This is a genomic window from Pseudomonas poae (assembly GCF_001439785.1).
Classification (GTDB): Bacteria; Pseudomonadota; Gammaproteobacteria; order Pseudomonadales; family Pseudomonadaceae; genus Aquipseudomonas; species Aquipseudomonas poae.
The window spans coordinates 276,843-300,948 of the sequence record NZ_JYLI01000004.1 but is presented as its reverse complement, the minus strand read 5'-3'; the positions used below and the strand labels follow the sequence as shown (position 1 = coordinate 300,948).

Sequence of the window (24,106 nt, the reverse complement as noted above, 5' to 3'; positions counted from 1 at the left end):
AGAAGCACATGAACTCACAACCCCTGCGTGTCGGCATCGGCGGCCCGGTGGGCTCCGGCAAGACTGCCCTCACCCTGGCCCTGTGCCTGGCGCTGCGCGATCGCTACAACCTGGCCGTGGTCACCAATGACATCTATACCCGCGAAGACGCCGACTTTCTGGTGCGCAACCAAGCCCTGGCGCCGGAGCGCATCATCGGCGTGGAAACCGGCGGCTGCCCGCACACGGCGATCCGCGAGGACGCCTCGATCAACCTCGAAGCGGTCGACCAGCTCAACCGGCGCTTTCCCGGCCTGGACCTGATCCTGGTGGAGTCCGGCGGCGATAACCTGTCGGCCACCTTCAGCCCGGAACTGTCAGACCTGACTATCTACGTGATCGATGTGTCGGCCGGCGACAAGCTGCCGCGCAAGGGCGGGCCCGGTATTTGCAAATCCGACCTGCTGGTGATCAACAAGATCGACCTGGCGCCGCTGGTGGGCGCCTCGCTGGAACTGATGAACAGCGACACCCAGCGCATGCGCAACGGTAAACCTTTTGTGTTCAGCAACCAGAAAACCGGCGTCGGCCTGGACGAAATCGTCGCCTTCATCGAACGCCAGGGCCTGCTGACCGCCGCCTGATCAACCCATTACGGAGCCTGTTTATGAGCCTCAACAAACTGTTCGCCGCCGCTGCGCTGCTGCTGGCCCCTGCCTTGGCCTTCGCCCATCCGGGCCATGGCGATAACGGCCTGGTGGCCGGCATCAGCCACCCCCTGGGCGGTATCGACCATCTGCTGGCGATGCTCGCCGTGGGCCTGTGGGCCGCCCAGCAAAAAGGCGCGGCGCGCTGGGCGCTGCCCTGCACCTTCGTCGGCACCATGCTGATCGGCGGCGTGCTGGGGTTTGAAGGCCTGGCATTGCCAGCGCTGGAAAGCGGCATTGCCGCATCGGTGCTGGCGCTGGGCCTGGCGGTGGCGCTGGCGGTGCGTCCGCCGCTGTTTGTGGCGGTGGGTGCGACAGCGTTGTTTGCGCTGTTTCATGGCGTGGCGCATGGCCTGGAGCTGCCGGCGATGTCCAGCCCATGGGCGTACGCGGCGGGGTTTGTCGGTGCGACGGCCCTGTTGCACGCGGCCGGCTATGCCGTGGTGCGTGTGTTGCCGGCAGCGGCGGCACCGTTGGTGCGGGTGGCTGGGGCAGCTTCGGCGGCGACTGGCGTGTGGTTGCTCGCGGGCTGATTTCGGCACCTGTGCCGGGCCCATCGCAGGCAAGCCAGCTCCCACATTTGAGCGGATTCGTCATTCAAAAATGTGGGAGCGGGCTTGTCCGCGATAACGGTGGCGCAGACACCACCGCACCCAAGCCTGCTACCATGCGCGCCTACGCCCCTGCCGTGACGACGCCAGCCGATGCCCAGCGCTTCCCAACCGTTTTTGAATACCGTACTCACCCATTTCCGTGACCTGATCGTGCCGCTCTGGCAAGGCCCGGGCTGGAATGCCGAGCTGGCGCTGCCCTACGAGGCACTCGACGCTGATCACCATCCCTTGCCACCCCAACGCTACCGCGCCATGGCCTGCGCCCGTCAGCTGTACCTGTTTGCCAGCCTGATCGGCGAGCCCGACACCGACTTTGCGCACGCGCGCGCGGCCGCGCTGTTCCGCTCCCTGCAACAGCACTTCCATGACGCCGAGCACGGCGGCTGGTTCTACAGCATCGACCCCGCGGGCCAACCGCTGGATACGCGCAAAGACCTCTACACCCACGCGTTCATCATCTTCGCCTGCGCCCATTACTGGGCCAAGGTGCGCGAGCCGCTGGTGGCGTCGGTCCTCAATGCCGCGCTCGAAGTGGTTGCCCAGCGCTTCGCCAGCGGCGACGGTCTGTACGACGCAGTGCTGGACCGCGACTGGTCGTCGCTCTCGTCCGGCCCGCTGCAAAACCCATTGATGCACTTGGCCGAAGCGTTCCTCGCCACCTTGGCGGTACGTGAAGACACCGACGTGCAAACCGCCCTGCTGAACCTGGCGACGGCCATGCAGCAGCGTTTCATCGACCCCGGGCACGGCGTGATGCTGGAAAAACCGCTGGGCGCTGTGGATAACTGGTTCGAGCCGGGCCACCAGTTCGAATGGTTCTTCCTGCTCGACTCATCCGCAGTGCTGCGCGGCACGCCGCTGCATGCGTCACTCAGCCGCGCGTTTGCCTACGCCGAAGAAAAGGGTGTGGATAACGTAAGCGGTGCCGTGAGCGGCATGCTCGACCTTGACGGTCATGTGCGTGACGGCACTCAGCGTATCTGGGCCCAGGCTGAATACCTGCGCGCACTGACCTTGCGCCCGGGAAACGAGGCGCGGGTGCAGCGCCAGTTGCAGGCGCTGGCGCAGCATTTTTTGCATCGCAAGGGCTGGCATGAATGCCTGGATGCGCAAGGGGCAGTGAGCCGACGGGATATGCCTTCGACCACGCCTTATCACCTGGCGACGTGTTATCAGGGGTTGGTCAGGCAGTTGGGCTGACCTTCAGGGCCCCATCGGGAGCAAGCCCCCTCCCACATTCCAATGTGGGAGGGGGCTTGCTCCCGATGCAGGCAACGCAGTCTTACTTGGCACCACGCTCGATCGCAAACCCTGCCCACGTCTGGCTCACCGGCATCAGTTCCAACCGGTTGATGTTCACGTGCGCCGGAGTGTTCATCACCCAGAAGATGGTGTCGGCAATATCCTGCGGCTGGATAGGCTCGGCGCCCGCGTAGGTGGCGTCATAGCGCGCCTGATCGCCGCCAAAGCGCACCAGCGAAAACTCACTCTCACACAAGCCCGGCTCAATGTTGGTCACGCGCACGCCGGTGCCTTGCAGGTCGCAACGCAGGTTCAGCGAGAACTGCTTCACGAATGCCTTGGAGGCGCCATACACGTGGCTGCCCGGATACGGGTAGTTACCGGCGATGGAGCCCAGGTTGACGATGCCCGCGCCCCGCCCGTGGGCGATCAGGCGCGGCAGCAGCAGGTTGGTCGTGGTCAGCAGGCCCTTGATGTTGGTGTCGACCATGGTCTCCCAATCGTCGAGGCTGCACTTGGGCGCAGGGTCGGTGCCCACCGCCAGTCCGGCATTGTTGATCAGCCCGCGCAGGGTGGCGAACGATGGCGGCAGCTGGGCGATCGCCTCTTCCATGCCCTTGCGGTCACGCACATCCACCACCAGGCCGTGCACTTCGGTCTGTTTGGAAAGCTCTTCGACCAGCGCATTCAAGCGTTCGGCGCGGCGACCGGTGAGCACCAGTTTCCAGCCGGCCTCAGCAAAACGACGGGCGCAGGCTTCGCCGAAACCTGAGGTGGCGCCAGTAATAAACAACGTGTCGGACATGGTGTTCTCCTTGCGGACATCGGAAAAAAGTTGCCAGCAGAATGCCCGTACGCGGCGCTTGCGGCAACCGTCAGGCACACCTGCTGATCATTTTTTGATCGCCTGACTCAACACCTTGTGAACCGTGGCTTGCAGCCATGTGCGCGCAGGTTATCCACAACTGCGCCCACAGTCTTTGGGGGCAAGTCGAAATGGCTTCAGGCCGCTGTACACAAGGCCCGCAGGCGGTTTTGCAAAGTTTTTTGCTTGACCTGGGCCGGGTCGTATGTAGGCCGGGTGAAGAGGAAAAATCCGAACGATGGCTCCAGGCCAGTTAATCCGCCCCCTACGGCAGTCTTTCCAGAGTTTAGTCACAGACTTATCCACAGGCTGATCCGACATGTTTTGGTCATATACCTGTGTCTTTAAACAGGTTGACAAACCCCTCGACAGCCCGCGAAAAAAACGCTGATCAATAAACAACCACCGCGCTGAAAGCCACGTAATTAAAGGCCTTCAGCCAGCTACACCCACGTTACCCACAGCCGGTTCCACAGCGGATGGGGACAAGTCAAAACTGTGACAAAACAGGGATTTGCGGCGGCTATATGTCGCGGTTTGGAGGGGGGCTGGATTTGTTTTCCACAATTTCGAAATGGGTCTTGTGGAACACAGAAAATCAATGTGGGAGGGAGCTTGCTCCCTCCCACAGCGATCAATGGCCGCCGAGGTAGGCGTTGCGCACGTCCTCGTTCACTAGCAACTCCTTGCCGGTGCCCGTCAGGCGAATCTCGCCGTTGACCATCACATAGGCGCGGTCCGACAGGCGCAGCGCGTGGTTGGCGTTCTGCTCCACCAGAAAGATGGTCATGCCGGTCGCCGCCAGTTCGCGCAGGGTGGAGAAGATCTGCTTCACCACAATCGGCGCCAGGCCCAGGCTTGGCTCGTCCAGCAGCAGCAGCTTGGGCCGGCTCATCAGCGCGCGGGCGATGGCGAGCATTTGCTGCTCGCCGCCCGACATGGTCATGGCACGCTGGTTACGCCGCTCCTTGAGCCGTGGGAACAGCTCGAACATGCGTTGCATGTCTTCCTGCGCGAACTTGTCGCCGATGGGGATGGTGCCCATCAGCAGGTTTTCCTCGACGGTCATGTCGGGGAACACCCGCCGCCCTTCCGGCGACTGCGCGGTGCCGTTGGAGGCGATGTAGTGGGAGGACTTGTGGGTAATGTCGACGCCGTTGTACAGAATCTGCCCGGACTCTGCCCGTGGCTGACCGAAGATCGACATCAGCAGCGTGGACTTGCCCGCGCCGTTGGAGCCGATCAGGCTCACGGTTTCACCTTCGTTGATGTGCAGCGAGACTTTTTTCAGGGCCTGGATCGGGCCGTAGAACACATCCAGGTCCTTCATTTCGAGGATAGGCCCGCTCATACCAGCTCCTCTTCGTCGGCGCCCAGATAGGCGGCAATCACTTTCGGGTCGTTGCGGATCGCCTCCGGCCCGCCTTCAGCGATCACGTTGCCGTGGTCGAGCACCACGATGTGGTCGGAAATACTCATCACCATGCCCATGTCATGTTCGATCAGCACCACCGTAAGATCGTGCTCGTCGCGCAACAGGCGAATCATCGCGCTGAGGGCTTCGGTTTCCTGAGGGTTCAGGCCCGCCGCCGGTTCGTCCAGGCAGATGATCTGCGGCCGGGTGCACATGGCGCGGGCGATCTCCAGGCGGCGCTGCTGGCCATAGGAGAGTTCGCCGGCCAGGCGGTTGGCGCAGTCCACCAGATCGACCACTTCCAGCCAGTAAAAGGCGTGGTCGAGTGCATCGCTTTCAGCCTTGCGGTAACCCTTGGTGTTGAGGATGCCCGCCAGCATGTTGCGGTTGACCCACATGTGCTGAGCCACCAGCAGGTTTTCCAGCACCGACATTTCCTTGAACAGGCGAATGTTCTGGAACGTCCGGGCCAGGCCTGCGCGGTTGACCAAGTGGGTGCCGCCAAACATCTTGTAGTACACGCGGCTGAGAAAGCGCTTGGGCGACACGAAGTCGGTGGCCCGGAAGCGTTCGCCCAGCAGCTGGATCACGTTGGTCTGCTTGCCACGCACGTTGAGCTGGATCTTGCCGCCGCTGGCCTTGTAGAAGCCGGTGAGGCAGTTGAACACGGTGGTCTTGCCGGCGCCATTGGGGCCGATCAGGGCGAAGATCGAGTTGCGTTCGACCTTGAGGCTCACATCGCTCAAGGCCTTGATGCCACCGAAGTGCATCATCAAATGTTCCACGCTGAGGACGACTTCCTTGCTCATGGCGCCACTCCTTTACGTGGGGTCACACCGGTTCGGCTGATGCGGATCAAGCCGCGCGGCCGCCAGATCATCATCACCACCATCAGCACGCCAAACAGCAGCACGCGGTATTCCGAGAAGCTGCGCAGCAGTTCAGGCGCCACGGTCAACACGAACGCCGCGATCACCACCCCCACTGTCGAGCCCATGCCACCCAGCACCACAATGGCCAGGATCAGCGCCGACTCGAAGAAGGTGAACGACGACGGGTTCACGAAGCCCTGGTAGCTGGCAAAAAACACCCCGGCCAAACCGGCTGTCGATGCCCCGATGGTGAACGCCGAGAGCTTGACCAGCACATGGTTCAGGCCCATGGAGCGGCAGGCGATCTCATCTTCACGCAGGGCCTCCCACGCGCGGCCGACCGGCATGCGGGTCAGGCGGTGCTTGATATAAAGCACGGCCAGCACCACCAGAAACAGCACGATGTAGATAAACAGGAATTTGATATTGGGGTTGTAGTCGATGCCGAAAAATTCATGGAACGGAATCCCGCCATCCTTCGCGCGCCTGCCGAACTCAAGGCCGAGGAAGGTCGGCGACGGCACCGGCATACCGTTCGGCCCGCCGGTGAACGACAACCAGTTGTTGAGCACCAGGCGAATGATTTCACCGAAGCCCAGGGTCACGATGGCCAGGTAGTCACCGTGCATTCGCAGCACCGGAAACCCGAGTATGCACCCCGCCAATGCCGCCGCGATGGCAGCCAGTGGCAACACGGTCCAGAAGCCCAGGCCGAGGTATTGATAACCCAGCGCCAGGCCGTAGGCGCCGATGGCGTAGAACGCCACGTAACCGAGGTCGAGCAGGCCTGCCAGGCCGACCACGATGTTCAGGCCCAGGCCGAGCAGCACGTAGATCAGCCCGAGGATGACCACGGTAAGCAGGTACTTGTTGGCGAAGATCGGAAACACGATGGCGATCACGATCAGCGCCGGGATGATCCAGCGCAGCCGCGACTTGTAGTCCGGTGGCAGCACATGCACGCCGGAGCCACTGCTTTCGAAGCCCTGCAGAATCTTCAGGCCCTTGGGGGTTTGCAGGAACAGGCTCATGGCGAAGCGGCCGACCATCACGATGGCCACCAGCAGGCCGACGCGGGCCGGTTCCAGGTTGAAGCTGTAGCCGTCGAGGACCACGCCGACGATCGGACCGAACACGATCAAGGAAATCAGCCCGGCGAGGACCGTATCGACCACACTTTTCTTGATATCGATGGGTTTGGCAGCAGACATGTTTACACCTTCGCCACAAGAGGACGACCAAGCAGGCCCTGGGGACGGAAAATCAGAATCACCACCAGCAGGGAGAAACTGAAGACGTCTTTGTAGTCGGAGTTGATCAACCCCGAGAACAGCGACTCGGAGATACCAAGGATGATCCCGCCCAGCATCGCCCCGGGCAGGGAGCCGATGCCGCCGAGTACCGCTGCGGTAAACGCCTTGATGCCGATGATGAAGCCGGCATAGAAGTCGAAGGTGCCGTAGTTGAGGGTGATGAGCACGCCGGCCAAGGCCGCCATGGCGGCACCGATGACGAAGACATAGGAGATCACGCGGTCGGTGTTGATACCGAGGATCGAGGCCATCTTGCGGTCTTGCTGCGTCGCGCGGCACATGCGGCCCAGCTTGGTGTACTTGATGATGTAGGTGAGCAAGGCCATGCCGGCAAACGCGGCCACGAGAATGAACACTTTGGTGTAAGTGAGTTGCACGAACCCGCTGCCGATATCGACGCGCCAGGCGCCGGCCAGCAGGGTCGGGATGCCTTGTTGCTTGGCGCCCTGGGCGATCTGCGCGTAGTTCTGCAGGATCAGCGAAATCCCGATGGCGCTGATCAGCGGGGCCAGTCGGGTAGAGTTGCGCAGCGGTTTGTAGGCGACCCGTTCGATCACCCAGCCGTACACGCCGGTGACAACCACGGTGAAGATCAGGGTGCCGAGTATGAGCAGCGGGAAGGATTCGATGCCGAAGTAAGCCAGCAGTGCCAGACTGATTGCCGCGAGGTAAGCGGAAATCATATAAACCTCGCCGTGGGCGAAGTTGATCATGCCAATGATGCCGTAGACCATTGTGTAGCCGATGGCGATCAGGCCGTAGACCGACCCGAGGGTCAGGCCGTTGACCAGTTGCTGCAGGAAAATACCATCCATAACGCAAATCTCACGCGGTGAGCACCTGCACACCGGGTGGGTGTGCGGCGCTTCTGGAGGAAAAGTCAGATCTCGATAACAACCCCGTCCCCTGTGGGAGGAGGCTTGCCCCCTCCCACATTGGAACGGTGGTGCTCAGGCTTACTTCTGCTTTTCCAACTGGTGGTATTTGCCGTCTTTATCCCACTGGTAAACCACGTAGTCGGAGACTTTGAGGTCGCCCTTGCCGTCCCATTCCTTCTTGCCCATCACGGTTTGTACCGGGTTGGCCTTGAGCCACTTGGCGGCATCTTCGCCCTTGTTGGACTTGGCGCCATTGAAGCCGGCCGCCAGGGCCTGGACCGATGCGTAGGCGTACAGGGTGTAGCCTTCCGGCTCATAGCCGCTCTTCTGGAACTCTTCCACGACGGTTTTGCTGTCGGGCAGTTTGCGCGGGTCGGCGCCGAAGGTCATGTACACGCCGTCCACGTACTGCTTGCCGCCAGCGGTGGCGACCAGTTCGTCGGTGACGATGCCGTCATCGGACATGAACTTGACGTCCTTGAGGCCCGCTTCACGAATCTGCCGTACCAGAGGACCGGCTTCCGGGTGCAGGCCGCCGAAGTACACGACGTCGGCGCCGGTGGAGCGGATCTTGGTGACCAGGGCGCTGAAGTCTTTCTCGCCACGGGTGAGGCCTTCTTCCAGCACCGGCTTGACACCGCGCTTGGTCAACTGGGCAGCGGTGGCGTCGGCCAGGCCTTTGCCGTAGGTGTCCTTGTCGTTGATGACTGCGACTTTCTTGCCCTTGAGCACGTCGACGATGTAGTCGCCGGCGACAACGCCCTGCTGGTCGTCACGCCCGCACATGCGGAACATCGCGCCGAGGCCGCGTTCGGTGACCTGCGGGTTGGTGGAGCCGGGCGTGATCGCAATGATGCCGGCCTCGTCATACACCTCGGATGCCGGGATGGTGTTGGAGGAGCAGAAGTGCCCGACCACGCCGATCACTTTGTCCTGGTCGGCCAGGCGGTTGGCCACGGCGACGGCCTGTTTGGGCTCGCACGCATCATCGCCGGCCACCAGCACGATTTTTTCGCCATTGATGCCGCCGGCCTTGTTGATAACATCGGCCGCCGCCTGGGCACCCTTCATGTACTGCTCACCGAAAGCAGCGTTGGCACCCGTCATCGGGCCGGCCACGCCGATTTTCACATCAGCTTGAACAAACGTAGAAACACCCAGCGCCGCTGCAACGGCGAGGGCCAGAAAACCTTTCTTGTAAAACGTCTGAGACATGAGTGGTGCTCCGTATTTTTTGATTTTAGGCACGACGACTTGCATTCAATCCTTTCACGGGAAGCTCTGAGCAAGCCGCGTGCCATTACTTTTTTATTCTTCAAAAAGACACGGTGTCATTGTTATTGCAGGTGTTTCGGCGCCGCTTGCCAGTACGTGCAACCCTCTGGCTCGCAGAGGTGCAACCAGCCAGCGAAAAAAGTACAACCCGACACGGTGGCACCTGCAACCGGACCGCAAACAGCAGGCCCCTTCGTCTGTAACAACAGGCGTAACGGAACTGCACATTTACAGTGCGCGATTGCTACGACTTGCACCAATACAGATGGGAACCCTGCCTGGAAGAGGCAGGCTTTTACGCGCTATGTCGCTGATCAGATCACGATCCGCAGGCATTGCCCGGCGTGATACAGCGAGAACCCGGCCTCATACAGACAGCTGCGCACGCCCACGCCAGTCAGGGGCAGCATCGGCGCAAACGGTATCGGCAAGGCTTGGGGATTCTGCTGACATAGATAATCGGCAAACGCCTTGCCCACCACGCTGGCGGTGGTGACGCCGCGTCCGTTATAGCCGGTGACGGCGACCAGGCCCGGCGCCGGTTCGAACAGGCGCATCAGGTGATCCGGGGTAAACGCAATGCAGCCAGTCCAGGTGTATTCCCACTGCACCGGTTTGAGGTACGGGAAGTAATGCCGCTGCACTCGATCGGCCCACGCCTTGAGGAACCAGCCCGGCTTCTGATTGCCATTGCCCAGGCTGCCGAGCAACAGGCGGCCATCGGCATCGCGGCGAATACTGCTGAGCACCTGGCGGGTGTCCCATGATCCCTGGCCGCCGGGGAGGATTTGCCGGGCGGCGTCATCGGCAAGCGGCGCGGAGGCGACCTGATAGTAGTAACCGGGGAAAAAATTGCGCCGCAACTCGGTCCATTCGCCCTCGGTGTAGGCATTGGAGGCGATCACCACCTGGGCCGCCTGCACCGAACCTTGGGCGGTCTGCACCGACCAGTTCGCGCCCTGGCGCTCCAATTGGGTCACCGGGGAATGATCGAACATCTGCCCGCCCAGGCGGGCCGCGGCATTCGCCAGGCCTGTGGTGTACGCCATCGGGTTCAAGGTGCCGGCGCGCTTGTCGAGCAGGGCGGCGGAAATTTTGCGGGTACCGGTGGCCTGCTCGCATGCCTGGCCGGTCAGCAGTTCCACGGGTGCACCACGGCGCTTCCACTGTTCTTCACGGCTGCGCAAATCCGCCTCACCACGGGCGTTGTGCGCCATGTGCAAGGTGCCTTCGCGGCGCAGTTGGCAATCGATGCTGTATTTGTCGACCAGGCTGAACACCAGCGACGGCGCCGCACCCAGCATGCGGTTGAGCTGGCTGCCCACCGCTTCGCCGAAACCGGCTTCGATCTCGTCCGGCGGGATCCACAGGCCCGCATTCACCAGCCCGACATTTCGCCCCGACCCGCCGTGGCCGGTGCGATGGGCTTCGAGCACGGCGACGCTTTTACCTTGTTCGAGCAGGTGCACAGCCGCAGACAAGCCGGTGATGCCGGCGCCGATCACGCACACATCCACCTTGACCTCGCCCTTGAGCGCGGCGCGGTCCGGCCGGCCAGGAGTGAGGTGTTCCCACAAACATGCTTCGCGCAGTGCCATTGCCAGACTCCGATGAGACCCAACAAACAACATTCTTATCATTGCAAATCAAATGTGGGAGCTGGCTTGCCAGCTCCCACATTGACCCCGCTCCGACTGAAGGAATCAGTCGAAGGTAATGCCCTGCGCCAGCGGCAGCTCCAGCGAGTAGTTCACGGTGTTGGTCTGGCGACGCATGTACCCGCGCCATGCGTCCGAACCCGACTCACGCCCGCCGCCGGTTTCTTTCTCGCCGCCGAACGCGCCGCCGATCTCCGCGCCGCTCGGGCCGATGTTGACGTTGGCGATCCCGCAATCGCTGCCCACCGCCGACATGAATTGCTCGGCCTCGCGCACATCAAGGGTGAAGATGCACGATGACAGGCCCTGGGGCACGGCGTTGTTCAGGCGCAGGGCCTCGGCAAATTCGGTGTAACCGACCACGTAGAGAATCGGCGCGAAGGTCTCGGTGCATACCACGTCGCTTTGCTCGGGCATTTCGACAATCGCCGGCGACACGTAGTAGGCGTTGGGGAACGTGTCTTCCAGTTGGCGCTGGCCGCCAAACACTTTGCCGCCTTCGCTCAACGCCTGTTCCAGCGCGTCCTGCATGGCGTCAAAACCGTGCTTGTCGATCAGCGGGCCGATCAGATTGCCTTCCAGCGGATGGCCGATGCGCACCTTGGCATAGGCGGCCTTGAGGCGCGCGACGATATCGGCCTTGACCGACTCATGGGCGATCAACCGGCGCAGGGTGGTGCAACGCTGGCCGGCGGTGCCCACCGCACTGAACAGGATGGCGCGCACGGCCATGTCCAGGTCGGCACTCGGCCCGAGGATCATTGCGTTGTTGCCGCCCAGCTCGAGGATGCTGCGGGCAAAGCGTGCCGCAACCTTGGGCGCCACTTCGCGGCCCATGCGGGTGCTGCCGGTGGCGCTGATCAGCGCCACACGCGGGTCATCCACCAGGGCTGCGCCGGCGTCGCGACCGCCGATGATCACCTGGCTCAGGTACTCCGGGGCGCCATCGAAGGTTTTCAGCACGCGCTCGAACAAGGCCTGGCAGGCCAGGGCAGTGAGCGGGGTCTTTTCCGACGGTTTCCAGATCACCGCGTTGCCGCACACCAGCGCCAGGGCGGTGTTCCACGCCCACACGGCCACCGGGAAGTTGAACGCGCTGATCACGCCGACCACGCCCAATGGATGCCAGGTTTCACGCATGTGGTGGCCGGGACGCTCGGAGGCGATGGTCAATCCGTAGAGCTGACGCGAAAGGCCGACGGCGAAGTCGCAGATGTCGATCATTTCCTGTACTTCGCCCAGGCCTTCCTGAGTGATCTTGCCGGCTTCCCAGGACACGAGTTCGCCCAGGTCAGCCTTGTGCTGGCGCAGCGCATCACCCAACTGGCGCACCAGCTCGCCGCGACGCGGGGCCGGCACCTTACGCCAGGCGTCGAATGCATGCTCGGCGCGACTGACCTGTTGCTCCACCTCGGCGGCACCTTGCCAGTGCACACGGCCTATCAGGCTGCCATCAATCGGCGAATGCACGGGCTGTTTACCCGCCTGGTACAGCGCCGGGTTCACCCCAAGACGATCAAGCAATGCGGCAACCATGGGTCACTCCTTCAATCTGCACACAAAAAATCGCGCCGCCACACGCACGGCCATTCAAACCCTATTTGTAGCTGGCCCAAGACTTGCCAACAAACGACGATTAGGCGAGATATCATTCCGTTTATTCATGCAAAGAATAAAAAGAGGCGTGCCGTGCTGAACAAACGCTATTTGCCCTCGATCACCGCTCTGCAGTGCTTCGAAGCGGCCACCCGCCACCTGAGCTTCACCCGCGCCGCCGAGGAGCTCAACCTCACGCAAAGCGCGGTGAGCAAGCAGGTGGCGCAGCTGGAAGAGTTGCTGCAACACCTGCTGTTTCGCCGCGTGCGTCGCCGCCTGCAAATGACGCCGGCAGGGGATCTGTACCTGGTGGAAGTGCGCAAGATCCTCACGCAGGTGGAGATGTCCACGCATTACCTGCGCTCCTACGGCGGCGAGACCGAAGTACTGCGCGTGTCCACGCCCTATACCTTCGGCGCGCGCTGGCTGGTGCCGCGCCTCAAGGGGTGGCGCCTGCGCCATCCGCAGATCCATCTGGACCTGTGCAACGAACAGGAACCGGACGAACTGCTGCAAGGCAAGGCCGACATGGCGTTCTACTTCGGCCAGGGCGCACGTCCCGGCACCGAGAGCCTGAAACTGTTCAGTGAAGAGCTGGTACCGGTTTGTTCGCCCGACAGCCTGCCCGCCCGCCCCTTTACCGACCCCACGCAACTGAGCGAGCTGGTGCTGCTGCAAAACGCGTCACGGCCCCAGGGCTGGCATGACTGGTTCGCCAGCCAGGGTTTCCATACCGAGCACAGCTACCATGGGCCGCGGTTCGACACGTTCTATATGTGCATCCGTGCGGCGCAGGTGGGGTGTGGCGTGGCGCTGTTGCCGCGTTTCCTGGTGGAGGAGGAATTGGCCGAGGGCAAGTTGGTGATTCCCTGGCAGCATGGGATGCCGAGCCTGGATGCTTACTATCTGGCGTATCCTGAGCATTCGGCGGAGGTGCCCAAGGTAAGAGAGTTTGTAAAGTGGATGATGGAGCAGGTTATTTAGTCGCCTGGAAAACCGCCATCGCAGGCAAGCCAGCTCCCACATTGGAATGCATTTTAACCTGTGGGAGCTGGCTTGCCTGCGATGACGCCAATGGCCTCACTGAAAAAATCACTGGCAATCCCCCACAGGTCTATGCGCCACTAACCCCCTTCCTCAATTGTGCGTAAAGGCCGGCCTCCATCGCCGACCCGTCTGGAGATTCCCGTTATGAGCGAGAGTGTGTTTGCCGATCGCATCGTGCAGAACCTGCTCGACACCGACTTCTACAAGCTGACCATGATGCAGGCGGTGCTGCACAACTACCCGAACGTGGAAGTTGAATGGGAGTTTCGTTGCCGCAACAGCGAAGACCTGCGTCCGTACCTGGCAGAGATCCGCTACCAGATCGAGCGCCTCGCCGAGTTGAGCCTGAGCCCAGATCAACTGGGCTTTCTGGAACGCATCAGTTTCATGAAGCCGGACTTTTTGCGCTTTCTCGGGCTGTTTCGCTTCAACCTGCGCTACGTGCAGACCGGTATCGAAAACGGCGAGCTGTTTATCCGCCTGCGCGGGCCGTGGCTGCATGTAATCCTGTTTGAAGTGCCGATGCTGGCGATTGTCAGCGAAGTGCGTAACCGCTACCGCTACCAGAGCGTGATCCTCGAACAGGCGCGCGAGCAGCTGTATCGCAAGTTCGACTGGCTGACCGCCAACGCGAGCAGCGATGAGCTGGCGGAGCTGCAAGTGGCGGATTTCGGCACGCGCCGACGCTTTTCCTACCGCGTGCAGGAAGAAGTGGTGAGCGTGCTCAAGCACGATTTTCCGGGACGCTTCGTGGGCACCAGCAACGTGCACCTGGCCCGCGAACTGGACATGAAGCCGCTGGGCACCATGGCCCACGAGTGGATCATGGCCCACCAGCAACTCGGCCCGCGCCTGATCGATAGCCAGATCGCCGCGCTCGACTGCTGGGTGCGTGAATACCGTGGCCTGCTCGGCATCGCCCTGACCGATTGCATCACCACCGACGCGTTCCTGGGCGACTTCGATCTGTACTTCGCCAAACTGTTCGATGGTCTGCGCCACGACTCCGGCGACCCGGTGCAATGGGCCGAAAAAGCCATCGCCCACTATCACAAACTGGGCATCGAGCCGATGAGCAAGACCCTGGTGTTCTCCGACAGTCTGACGCTGCCCAAGGCGCTGGAGATATTCCGTGCGCTGCGCGGTCGCATCAATGTGAGCTTTGGTATCGGCACCAACCTGACCTGCGATATTCCAGGGGTGGAACCGATGAGCATCGTGCTTAAAATGACCGCCTGCAATGGCCAGCCCGTCGCGAAGATTTCCGATGAAGCGGGCAAGACCCACTGCACCGACCCTAATTTCGTCGCCTATTTGCGTCACGTTTTCAAAGTACCTGCCCTATCCAGCAAGGAGTGAACCATGCAAGCCGTACAGCGTGAAATTGCGCAGCAGCTCAAGGTCCAAGCACCGTTCAACGATCAGGCGGCCCTTGAGGCCGAAGTGACCAGGCGCATAACGTTTATCCAGGACTGCCTGCGCAATTCCGGGCTCAAGGCTCTGGTGCTGGGCATCAGCGGCGGCGTCGACTCCCTCACGGCGGGCCTTTTGGCCCAGCGCGCGATGCAGGAACTGCGCGCCAGCAGCGGTGACGAGGCCTACCGCTTTATCGCGGTGCGCCTGCCCTACGAAACCCAGTTCGACGAACTCGATGCCCAGGCCTCGGTGGATTTCATCAACCCGCATGAGCGTCACACCGTGAACATCGGCCCGGCGGTGAAGGCCCTGGCCACGGAAGTGTCGGCGTTTGAAGACAAGCCCGCCGCGTCCCGCGATTTTGTGCTGGGCAACACCAAGGCGCGCATGCGCATGGTGGCGCAATACACCATCGCCGGCGCGGCCGGTGGCCTGGTGATCGGCACCGACCATGCAGCGGAAGCGGTGATGGGTTTTTTCACCAAGTTCGGCGATGGCGCCTGCGACCTGGCCCCCTTGAGCGGGCTGGTGAAAAACCAGGTACGCGCGATTGCGCGGCACTTCGGCGCGCCAGAGTCGCTGGTGGAGAAAGTACCGACGGCGGACCTTGAAGACTTGTCGCCGGGCAAACCGGATGAGGCGTCACATGGCGTGACCTATGCTGAGATCGATGCGTTCCTGCACGGTGAGCCCGTGCGCGAAGAGGCGTTCCGGATCATCTGCGAGACGTATCGCAAGACCGAGCACAAGCGGGTGATGCCGTTCGCGCCGTGAGGTAGACCGCTATCGCAGGCAAGCCAGCTCCCACATTTGACCGCATTTTCCTGTCGGAACCCGGTCAAGTGTGGGAGCTGGCTTGCCTGCGATAAACGATAACGCGGTCCTACTTGAGCACCACCGCGCCTTTCATCATCGAATTATGCCCAGGGAACGAGCAGAAGAACTCGTACTCGGTACCCGCCGCCAGCTTGGACACATCGAAAGTCACCGAGTCTTTTTCACCCGCGCCGATCAGCTTGGTGTGCGCGATGATGCGGGTGTCACCTTCTTTCAGGTAGCCCTTGTCGATACCGGCCGCCATGCCGTCGCTGGCAACGGCCGGCATGTCGGCTTTGGTGGTGAGCACCCAGTTATGCCCCATCACTTGCTTTGGCAGGCTGCCCGAGTGCTCCAGGTTAACCGTGAAGGTCTTGCAGCTTTTGTCGATGGTGATTTCCTTGGTGTTGAAGGACATCTGATCGGTGGAATCAACAGTGACCGCGCACTCTGCTGCAAGCAATTGGCCGCTGGCCAGAGTCAGCAGGGAAACAGCAACGATTTTGGCAAACATGTGAATCTCCATGGCAAGGTTTAAAACGTGTAATGCGGTAAAGGGTGCCTCAGACAGGCTCGAATTCTTATGATCTGCACCGGCAGATTGTATACAACTTTAGGCTATCAGATTGATCAGCACAATCAGCCAGCCGCCAACCGCGCCGCTAAGCTGCTACCATAGCGACCCAAAGGCAGCTGCGCGCCGCCCCCCTCACCTTCGACCCTAGAGGATCGCCCATGGCCAAACCTAATTACTCCTTCGCCAAACGTCAGAGAGACTTGGCCAAGGAACAGAAGAAAGAGGAAAAACTGCAACGCAAGAAAGCCGCTGCAGACGAAGAAGCCGGCGGCGTAAACCCGGATGCAGATGCTGAAGTAACGAGCGACGAGAGCGAAACACCAAAAGATCCGGCTGAATAAGTATTCCCCATGCTGTGGCAAGCAGGCTTGCCACAGTCATTCCAGCGGCATCACCGTCACCCGCACCTCCGGGTCATGGCTCCCCCCTCCCAGAATCACTCCCCGCAACGGCGACACATCGGAGAAATCCCGGCCCCAGGCCAGGGTGATATGTTCCAGTGCCGGCTGCACATTATTCGTCGGATCAAAATCGACCCAGCCCGACACCGGGCAAAACACCGAAACCCACGCGTGGGACGCATCGGCGCCGATCAGCCGTGGCTGGCCGGGCGGCGGCTGGGTGAGCAGGTAGCCGCTGATGTAGCGTGCCGGCAGGCCGCGCGAGCGCAGGCAGGCGAGCATCAGGTGGGCGAAGTCCTGGCACACGCCGCGCCGGCGCTCCAGCACTTCCACCAGCGGCGTGGCGACCTGGGTGGCCTCGGCATCGAACGTGAACTCGCTGAAGATCTTTTCCATCAATGCCTGCACGCCCACCAGCAACGGCGCGCCGGGCGGGAAACAGCTGGCAGAGAACTCGACGAACGTTTGTTTGAGGTGCACGTAAGGCGATTCGAACCGATAGCGACAGGCTTCGATGCGCTCTGGCGACAGCGGCTGGCTGCGGTAGGCCAGGCTGTCACGGGTGTGGTCCCAGGCCGGCGACTGCCGAAAATCCAGCGCCGGCCGGGCCAGCACTTCCACGCTCAGGCTGGCATTGACCAGCAATTCATCGTGAGGCCGCTCAAACGCCAGCCGAGTGATCGGGTTGCCGAACACGTCCAGCTCATCGCGCCGCGAGGACGGCTCGGGGCTGATGTCCAGTTGCTGCGAGCTGCAACGCTGCCAGGCGCAGGGCCGCGGCCACAGGTGGGCCAACTGCTGGGCCAGGGACACCGGGCTGTCGTAGTGGTAATGGGTATCGTGAAAAATCTGATAGCGCGCGCTCATTACACCGACACCGTTTGCTGGCTGACATCATCCACATGGGCAAAATGGCGCAGGGCCAGGCGATCCGATACCTGCCCGCTCTCATCGGCGACCGCCTGCAACAGGTCGGCCAAGCCGTTCAGTGCGGCGCGCACGCCGGGTTCGCCGAACAGCGGGTTCTCCAGGCACGCCAGGTCGAAACGCGCCAGGCGCTCCACCAACGGAGCCAGGCCGGTTTCGCGCGGCACGCCGAAGTCGTCGTTCAAGCGGCGCAAGGTACGGCTCACCAGTTTGAGCTGGAACAGCACCGCGTGGGGGTTTTGCTCATCGAGCAGTAACAGGTCGAGCACCGGGATCAACTGCGGCACCGCCAGGTAGCGCGAGCGGTAGGTGATGCTGCTGTTGCCCAGCTCCAGCAACCACTCAAGCCCGGCCTGATCGAACACCGCCACGCCGCGCAGGAACGCTGCCAGGCTGCTGCTCAGAAACTGCAGGCGCTCGATGCGTCGCCCCATCATCAGAAAGCGCCAGCCTTCGTCGCGGGTCATGTCGTCCAGAGCAAAGCCGGACAGCGCCGCCAGGGACATCACCAGGCGGTTGAGGAAGTCCAGCAGCTCGCCGACATCCGCAGCGTCGCGTTCCAGCGCCATGGCTTCGCGCTGCAGCTCCACCAGCGCCTGCCAGTTCTCGCGGGACAATTTGCCGCGCACCTGAGACGCCGCCCACTGCAAGCGTTGCAGGTTGGCGCGCAGGCTCGACGGCCAGTCATCCCCCAACAAGGCCGCGAGCAGGCGCTGCGGCAACTCGCCCTCCTCCGGCAGCAGGCGCAGGTTTTCTCCCAGCTCCACCGCCGCCTGCAAGGCCAGCGGGTCGTCGCCGTCGACATAGCGCGCGAGCACGATGCGCAACCAGCGCGCGCTGTTATCGCAGCGCTCGCAATAGCGGCCGAACCAGAACAGGTTTTCCACCACACGCGAAGGCAAATAGGGGTCTCGGCGCACCAGGTCATGGGCGCCAATCGTGCGTTGTGCGCGCCACAGTTCGCCACCGGCGGCGCGCTCGCCGAGCACCCAGGTGTCCTTGCTCGCGCCGCCGCGTTGCATCGACACCACTTCGGCGTCGGCATCGGCCGCCACGCGGGTAAGGCCGCCGGGCAACACGCGATAACCGTCTTCGCTGGCAACGGCGTACACGCGCATGCCGATGGCGCGGTGTTGCAGGTGATCGTCAACGGTGTGCCACACCGGCGCCTGGGACAGCTGCGCCAGCTCCTGGGCAACGTAGGCGTAGGGCCGCGCGCGCATGCGCTCGGCCAGAGCCTGGCGCTGCGCGGGGTTGAGGTCGCGACCGAAGACCGGGGCGAAACTCTGCGAAGGAAACGCCGGTTTGATCAGCAGCTCGGGCAGTTTCTCCAGGGCTTCGGCCAGCACCGGCGCCTCGCCGCACCACCAGGTGGCAATCGACGGCAGGATCAGCGTTTCGCCGAACAGAAACTCGTTGATCTTCGGCAAAAAGCCCAGCAGCCCCGGGGACTCCAGCACGCCACTGCCCAGGGCATTGGCCACCAGCACATTGCCCTGGCGCACGGCGTCGAGCAGGCCGGGCACGCCGAGGGCCGAGTCGGTGCGCAGCTCCAGCGGGTCGCAGAAGTCATCGTCCAGGCGGCGCATGATTGCGTGCACCCGGCGCAGGCCGCTGAGGGTCTTGAGGAACACGGTACTGTCGCGCACGGTCAGGTCGCCGCCTTCCACCAGCGGATAGCCAAGCTGGCGGGCCAGGTAAAGGTGTTCGAAATAACTTTCGTTGAAGCGCCCCGGGGTGAGCAGCACGATCAGTGGCGGCTGGTTGTCGCCCGGTGCCTGGCGCGCCAGGGTTTCCTGAAGCGTGCGAAAAAAACCGGTGAGGTGCTGCACTTGCAGATCGCGGTACAGGTCCGGAAAGGCGCGGGACACGATGGTGCGGTTTTCCAGGGCATAGCCGGCGCCCGAGGGTGCCTGGGTACGGTCTGCCGTCACCCACCAGCGGCCATCGGGGGTGCGCGCCAGATCCACCGCGTACAGGTGCAGGAACGCGCCGTCGGGCGGCTGGATGCCCTGGCACGGCCACAGGAAATTGTTATGCCCGAATACCAGCTCGGCCGGCAGCAGGCCTTCGGCGATCAGGCGTTGCGGGCCGTACAGGTCGGCGAGCACGGCATTGAGCAGGCGCGCACGCTGGGCGATACCGGCCGCCAGGTGCTGCCATTCATCGGCGGCCAGCACATGGGGCAGCAGGTCCAACTCCCACGGACGGTCGGCGCCTTTGGGGTCGGCGTAGACGTTGTAGGTCACGCCGTTTTCCTGGATCTGCCGGGTGAGCAGCGCCTGACGCTGAGCCAACTGGTTGGGCGTGCTGCGTTGCAGATGGTCGAGCAGGCGCTGCCAATGGGCACGCACGGCGCCGCTGTCATCGAGCAGTTCGTGGTAAGTGCCCGCGGTCAGCGGGTAACGGTCGAGCAAATCGGACATGGAACGCTCGGCAGAGGCAAAGGGGAGTCAGTGTAATTCAAACTTGCCGCAATCCAATGTGGGAGGGGGCTTACTCCCGATGGCGGTGGATCAGTCACTTATGTATCGGCTGATGTACCGCGATCGGGAGCAAGCCCCCTCTCACATGTTGAACTGCATTCAGTCATTTTTATTGGGGAAGCGGCGCAGATCCAACGTCATCGGCAATTCATCGTTGAGCACCACAGTCGGCACCGTGAGCTTTCCTGGCGTATGGCCCAGGCGGAAAAACCGCGCCATGCGCCGGCTCTCGGCCTCATTGGCATTCACCGGCAGGCTGTCGTAGTTGCGCCCGCCCGGATGGGCGACGTGGTACTGGCAACCGCCCAGGGAGCGTTGCATCCAGGTGTCGAGCAGGTCGAACACCAGCGGTGCGTGCACTGCGATGGTCGGTTGCAGGCAGTTGGCCGGTTGCCAGGCGCGATAACGCACCCCGGCGACGAACTCGCCGACGCGGCCGGTGGGCTGCAGGGGCACGGCAATACCGTTGCAGGTCAGCAGGTAGCGCTGCGGCGCCAGACCGGTCAACTTCACTTGCAGGCGCTCCAGTGACGAATCCACATAACGCACCGTGCCGCCCACCGCGCCTTCCTCGCCCAGCACATGCCAGGGCTCCAGGGCCTGGCGCAGTTCCAGCTCGATGCCGCTGACGGCATAGTCGCCGACTTTGGGGAAACGGAACTCCAGGTGCGCGGCAAACCACTCGGTGCGCAGTGGGTAACCGGCGGTGTTGAGCTCGTCGATCACGTCGGCAAAGTCCTGCGCGATAACCTGCGGCAACAGGAAGCGGTCATGCAGCTCGGTGCCCCAGCGCACCAGTTTCGCCGGCGCGTAAGGCTCACGCCAGAAGCGTGCGACCAGGGCGCGCAGCAGCAATTGCTGGGTCAAGCTCATGCGCGCATGGGGTGGCATTTCGAACGCGCGCAGTTCCAGCAGGCCCAGCCGCCCGGTGGCGCCGTCCGGTGAGTAGAGTTTGTCGATGCAGAATTCAGCGCGATGGGTGTTGCCCGTCACGTCGATCAGCAGGTTGCGCAGCAGACGGTCGACCAGCCACGGCGGGCATTCTTCGCCCGGTGCGGGCATTTGCGCAAAGGCGATTTCCAGCTCGTACAACGCGTCGTTGCGCGCTTCGTCCACCCGTGGCGCCTGGGAGGTCGGGCCGATAAACAGCCCGGAAAACAGGTACGACAACGACGGGTGATTGTGCCAATAGCTGATCAGGCTGCGCAGCAGGTCGGGCCGGCGCAGGAACGGCGAGTCCTTGGGTGTCGCGCCGCCGAGCACGAAGTGGTTACCACCGCCGGTGCCGGTGTGGCGCCCGTCGATCATGAATTTTTCGGTGGTCAGACGGGTTTGCCGTGCCTCTTCGTAGAGGAATTCGGTGCGCTCCACCAACTCGTTCCAGGTGGCGGACGGCTGTACGTTGACCTCGATCACCCCGGGGTCGGGCGTGACGCGAAAGTTGCTCAGGCGCGTATCGGCCGGCGGCTCGTAACCTTCGAGCAACACAGGGCACTGCAGCTCATCGGCGGTGGCTTCAATGGCGGCCACCAGCTCCAGGTAATCCTCAACCCGTTCCAGCGGCGGCATGAACAGGTACAGCCGCCCTTCACGGGCTTCGGCGCACAGCGCGGTGCGCGTCAGCCAATCGGCGGACTCGTCCACCTCGGGCACACGCTCATCGCTGGGCGCGGGTTCGCCGTGCTGGTGCAGTTGGGCGGTGGTGGGTAACTCCGGCAGGTCCTGGTTGGGGTCGGTGGGGTGCACAAACGGGTACTCGGCCGCCGTGACCCAAGGTTGCGAGGCCAGCGGCAAGCGGTAACCCAATGGCGAATCGCCCGGCACCAGGCGACAGTGGCTGTCGCGCAAATACCAGCGCCCGCTCTGCCAGCGATCATTGGCAGCGGTGCGCGCCAGCGGCAGCACCTGGCCGATGACTTTATCCAGCCCTTGGGCGAATACCTTGCGCAGGCGTTCGCGTTCCAGCTCGTCGCTCAAACGCGGGTCCTGGGCAGTGACGTTCTGCGGCAGCGCCCCTTCGCGCCACAGGTAGTAGAAGTTGTCTTCGAAGGCCGGGAACACGAAGCGCGCCGGCAATTTCAGGCGTTCGGCCACACTGGCCAGGAAACGCCCGGCCATCTCGCTGTCGGCACCATAACTCTGCTGCTCATCGGCGATCAGCGCGCTGTTGTGCCACATCGGCACGCCATCGCGGCGCCAGTAGCAGTTGAGCGACCAGCGCGGCAGTTGCTCGCCGGGGTACCACTTGCCTTGGCCGAAATGCACCAGGCCCTGGGGCGCGTAGTGCTGGCGCATGCGCTGGAACAGTTCGGCGGACAAACGCCGTTTGTCCGGCCCCAGGGCGGCGGTGTTCCACTCGGCGCCGTCGGGGTCGTCGATGGAGACGAAGGTGGGCTCACCGCCCATGGTCAGGCGCACGTCGTGCTTGAGCAGGTCGCTATCGATCTGCTGACCCAGGGCCTGGATCTCCTGCCACTGTGCTTCGGTGTAGGGTTTGGTTACCCGTGGGGCTTCCCAGATGCGCTCCACTGACATCTCGTGGGTGAATTCGCAGCCGCATGGCTCCACCAGCCCACTGATCGGCGCGGCGGACGATGGGTCGGGACTGCAGGCCAAGGGGATATGGCCTTCACCGGCGAACAGGCCGGAGGTCGCATCCAGGCCGATCCAGCCGGCGCCGGGCAGATACACCTCGCACCAGGCGTGCAGGTCGGTGAAGTCCACCTCGGTACCGGAGGGGCCATCGAGGGCCTTGACGTCTGCCGTGAGCTGGATCAGGTAACCGGACACAAACCGCGCGGCCAGCCCGAGGTTGCGCAGCAATTGCACCAGCAGCCAGGCCGAATCGCGGCAGGAACCGGAGGCGTTCTGCAGGGTGAATTCAGGGGTCTGCACACCCGGCTCCATGCGGATCAGGTAACCGATATCGGCGGCCAGGCGCTGGTTGAGGCCCACCAGAAAATCCACCGCCGGCAAGGGCGTGCGGTCGATACCGGCCAGGTAGGCGGCAAACGTTGGCGTCAGCGGCAGCGTTTCCAGGTACGGCGCCAGCTCGCGCTGCTCATCGGCGGCGTAGCTGAAGGGGATGTTCTCGGCGTAGGGCTCAAGGAAAAAGTCGAACGGATTGAACACCGCGATTTCGGCGACCAGGTCGACTTCGATGCGCAGCTCGGTGGTTTTTTCCGGGAACACCAGGCGCGCCAGGTAATTGCCCTGGGGGTCCTGCTGCCAATTGATGAAGTGCTGCTCGGGCTGCACGTTGAGCGCGTAGGACAGGATCCGCGTGCGGCTATGGGGTGTGGGGCGCAAACGCACGATCTGTGGGCCGAGTTCGACAGCGCGGTCGTAGCGGTAATGCGTAACGTGGTGCAACGCGACATGAATCGACACGGCGGCCTCCTGCGAGCCAGAGCATGGGAACAACGCGCGCAAGACTTATGCCAGCGCGGCGGTCATTGCGCTTTCTCAATGGACCCGGTGCAGTACAGCACCAAAACGGCGCCAATGGGTGAATCGTGGTGCGAGCGCTGCACGTATTTGTGGCGCCCGTGTGGGATCAGTGGTGAATCTACCCAACTAGCGGGCTTTGCGGGTGGCGATAATGGCCTGGCGCAGCCGCTGCACGTCGACCAGTTTGCCGCGCATTTCGCGGTGGCGCTTGCTGTTGAGCAGCAACAATCCCAGCAGGGGAAACAGCAGGCTCAAGCCAAACGACAGCCAATGCGGTCCGGAGGCGATAGTGGGCAGCACCGCCCACGTCAGCGCCAGGCCGCCGAAAAAGGAATACTTGAGGTTGTCTTCCAGCGGCAGATGCGGGAAATAGCTGTCGACCACCAGCGGGACGGCGAACACCAGGCTGAATACCGCCGCGAAAATCGCGCCCATGAAGACCGGAAAGTACTGCGCCAGAAAACGGCGATGACTGAACTGACGCCTTCGCGAGCAAGCCCGCTCCCGAAGGCGATTCGTTGCACGCGCTGAACATATTTATGGCGCGCGTGCGAGGCTGGGGGGCGTGAATCT

20 protein-coding genes are annotated in these 24,106 nt (G+C 62.7%); 7 read left to right on the top strand and 13 right to left on the bottom strand.

Annotated features, from left to right (window positions below; translation table 11 throughout):
• Positions 1 to 8 precede the first annotated feature (8 nt).
• The 3 genes from ureG (at position 9) to TU75_RS06735 (ending at position 2,500) form a co-directional block, all read left to right on the top strand.
• Positions 9 to 623: an urease accessory protein UreG gene (ureG, locus tag TU75_RS06745; RefSeq protein ID WP_003236172.1), complete on the top strand. Its 615-nt coding sequence runs from the start codon at positions 9 to 11 to the stop codon at positions 621 to 623.
• 23 nt (positions 624 to 646) lie between these two features.
• Entirely contained in the window at positions 647 to 1,219 is a 573-nt protein-coding gene (locus TU75_RS06740; protein ID WP_003236174.1) for a HupE/UreJ family protein, read from the top strand.
• Positions 1,220 to 1,390: 171 nt separating this feature from the next.
• Positions 1,391 to 2,500, top strand: a complete 1,110-nt coding sequence (locus TU75_RS06735) for an AGE family epimerase/isomerase (protein WP_015373645.1) — start codon at positions 1,391 to 1,393, stop codon at positions 2,498 to 2,500.
• Positions 2,501 to 2,582: 82 nt separating this feature from the next.
• On the opposite strand, the gene TU75_RS06730 is transcribed toward TU75_RS06735, so the two are convergent.
• The 8 genes from TU75_RS06730 to amaB form a co-directional block, all read right to left on the bottom strand.
• The gene (locus TU75_RS06730; RefSeq protein WP_003236177.1) at positions 2,583 to 3,347 is read right to left on the bottom strand and encodes an SDR family oxidoreductase; all 765 of its coding nucleotides are present in this window, start codon (positions 3,345 to 3,347) and stop codon (positions 2,583 to 2,585) included.
• Between the two features lie 694 nt (positions 3,348 to 4,041).
• Complete coding sequence (locus TU75_RS06725; RefSeq protein ID WP_060548502.1) at positions 4,042 to 4,758, bottom strand: ABC transporter ATP-binding protein; 717 nt, start codon at positions 4,756 to 4,758, stop codon at positions 4,042 to 4,044.
• The gene (locus tag TU75_RS06720) at positions 4,755 to 5,630 is read right to left on the bottom strand and encodes an ABC transporter ATP-binding protein (protein WP_003236182.1); all 876 of its coding nucleotides are present in this window, start codon (positions 5,628 to 5,630) and stop codon (positions 4,755 to 4,757) included. The genes TU75_RS06725 and TU75_RS06720 overlap by 4 nt, the downstream gene beginning before the upstream one ends.
• Positions 5,627 to 6,904 carry a high-affinity branched-chain amino acid ABC transporter permease LivM gene (gene livM, locus TU75_RS06715; RefSeq protein WP_003236184.1) on the bottom strand — a complete coding sequence of 426 codons (1,278 nt, stop codon included), beginning with the start codon at positions 6,902 to 6,904 and terminating at the stop codon, positions 5,627 to 5,629. Before livM ends, TU75_RS06720 begins: the two co-directional genes overlap by 4 nt.
• 2 nt (positions 6,905 to 6,906) lie before the next feature.
• A complete protein-coding gene (locus tag TU75_RS06710) occupies positions 6,907 to 7,821 on the bottom strand; it encodes an ABC transporter permease subunit (RefSeq protein ID WP_003236186.1) in 915 nt (304 codons plus the stop codon).
• A gap of 141 nt (positions 7,822 to 7,962) precedes the next feature.
• Positions 7,963 to 9,099 (bottom strand): branched-chain amino acid ABC transporter substrate-binding protein, encoded by a 1,137-nt coding sequence (locus tag TU75_RS06705; RefSeq protein WP_003236187.1) that lies wholly within the window; start codon positions 9,097 to 9,099, stop codon positions 7,963 to 7,965.
• Positions 9,100 to 9,473: 374 nt separating this feature from the next.
• Complete coding sequence (gene amaA, locus TU75_RS06700; RefSeq protein WP_060548501.1) at positions 9,474 to 10,757, bottom strand: L-pipecolate oxidase; 1,284 nt, start codon at positions 10,755 to 10,757, stop codon at positions 9,474 to 9,476.
• Between the two features lie 105 nt (positions 10,758 to 10,862).
• Positions 10,863 to 12,353, bottom strand: a complete 1,491-nt coding sequence (gene amaB / locus TU75_RS06695) for an L-piperidine-6-carboxylate dehydrogenase (protein WP_003236191.1) — start codon at positions 12,351 to 12,353, stop codon at positions 10,863 to 10,865.
• A gap of 153 nt (positions 12,354 to 12,506) precedes the next feature.
• On the opposite strand from amaB, the gene TU75_RS06690 reads away from it, so the two are divergent.
• The 3 genes from TU75_RS06690 to nadE all read left to right on the top strand — a co-directional run bounded on the left by TU75_RS06690 (position 12,507) and on the right by nadE (position 15,650).
• The gene (locus TU75_RS06690; protein ID WP_003236193.1) at positions 12,507 to 13,397 is read left to right on the top strand and encodes a LysR family transcriptional regulator; all 891 of its coding nucleotides are present in this window, start codon (positions 12,507 to 12,509) and stop codon (positions 13,395 to 13,397) included.
• A gap of 207 nt (positions 13,398 to 13,604) precedes the next feature.
• Positions 13,605 to 14,819 carry a nicotinate phosphoribosyltransferase gene (gene pncB, locus TU75_RS06685; RefSeq protein WP_003236196.1) on the top strand — a complete coding sequence of 405 codons (1,215 nt, stop codon included), beginning with the start codon at positions 13,605 to 13,607 and terminating at the stop codon, positions 14,817 to 14,819.
• 3 nt (positions 14,820 to 14,822) lie between these two features.
• On the top strand, positions 14,823 to 15,650 hold the full coding sequence (gene nadE / locus TU75_RS06680) for an ammonia-dependent NAD(+) synthetase (protein WP_060548500.1): 828 nt from the start codon (positions 14,823 to 14,825) through the stop codon (positions 15,648 to 15,650).
• Between the two features lie 109 nt (positions 15,651 to 15,759).
• On the opposite strand, the gene azu is transcribed toward nadE, so the two are convergent.
• Positions 15,760 to 16,206 (bottom strand): azurin, encoded by a 447-nt coding sequence (azu, locus tag TU75_RS06675; protein WP_015373641.1) that lies wholly within the window; start codon positions 16,204 to 16,206, stop codon positions 15,760 to 15,762.
• Between the two features lie 221 nt (positions 16,207 to 16,427).
• Between azu and TU75_RS06670 the strand changes: the two genes are divergently transcribed.
• Positions 16,428 to 16,610 (top strand): hypothetical protein, encoded by a 183-nt coding sequence (locus TU75_RS06670; protein ID WP_003236202.1) that lies wholly within the window; start codon positions 16,428 to 16,430, stop codon positions 16,608 to 16,610.
• Between the two features lie 36 nt (positions 16,611 to 16,646).
• Here TU75_RS06670 and TU75_RS06665 read toward each other — a convergent pair whose 3' ends face one another.
• The 4 genes from TU75_RS06665 to TU75_RS06650 form a co-directional block, all read right to left on the bottom strand.
• Entirely contained in the window at positions 16,647 to 17,537 is an 891-nt protein-coding gene (locus TU75_RS06665; RefSeq protein ID WP_003236203.1) for a transglutaminase family protein, read from the bottom strand.
• On the bottom strand, positions 17,537 to 20,023 hold the full coding sequence (locus tag TU75_RS06660) for a circularly permuted type 2 ATP-grasp protein (RefSeq protein ID WP_003236205.1): 2,487 nt from the start codon (positions 20,021 to 20,023) through the stop codon (positions 17,537 to 17,539). Before TU75_RS06660 ends, TU75_RS06665 begins: the two co-directional genes overlap by 1 nt.
• 159 nt (positions 20,024 to 20,182) lie before the next feature.
• Positions 20,183 to 23,473: a transglutaminase family protein gene (locus tag TU75_RS06655; RefSeq protein WP_060548499.1), complete on the bottom strand. Its 3,291-nt coding sequence runs from the start codon at positions 23,471 to 23,473 to the stop codon at positions 20,183 to 20,185.
• A 186-nt stretch (positions 23,474 to 23,659) separates the two neighbouring features.
• Positions 23,660 to 23,968, bottom strand: a complete 309-nt coding sequence (locus TU75_RS06650) for a hypothetical protein (protein ID WP_060548498.1) — start codon at positions 23,966 to 23,968, stop codon at positions 23,660 to 23,662.
• Positions 23,969 to 24,106 lie beyond the last annotated feature (138 nt).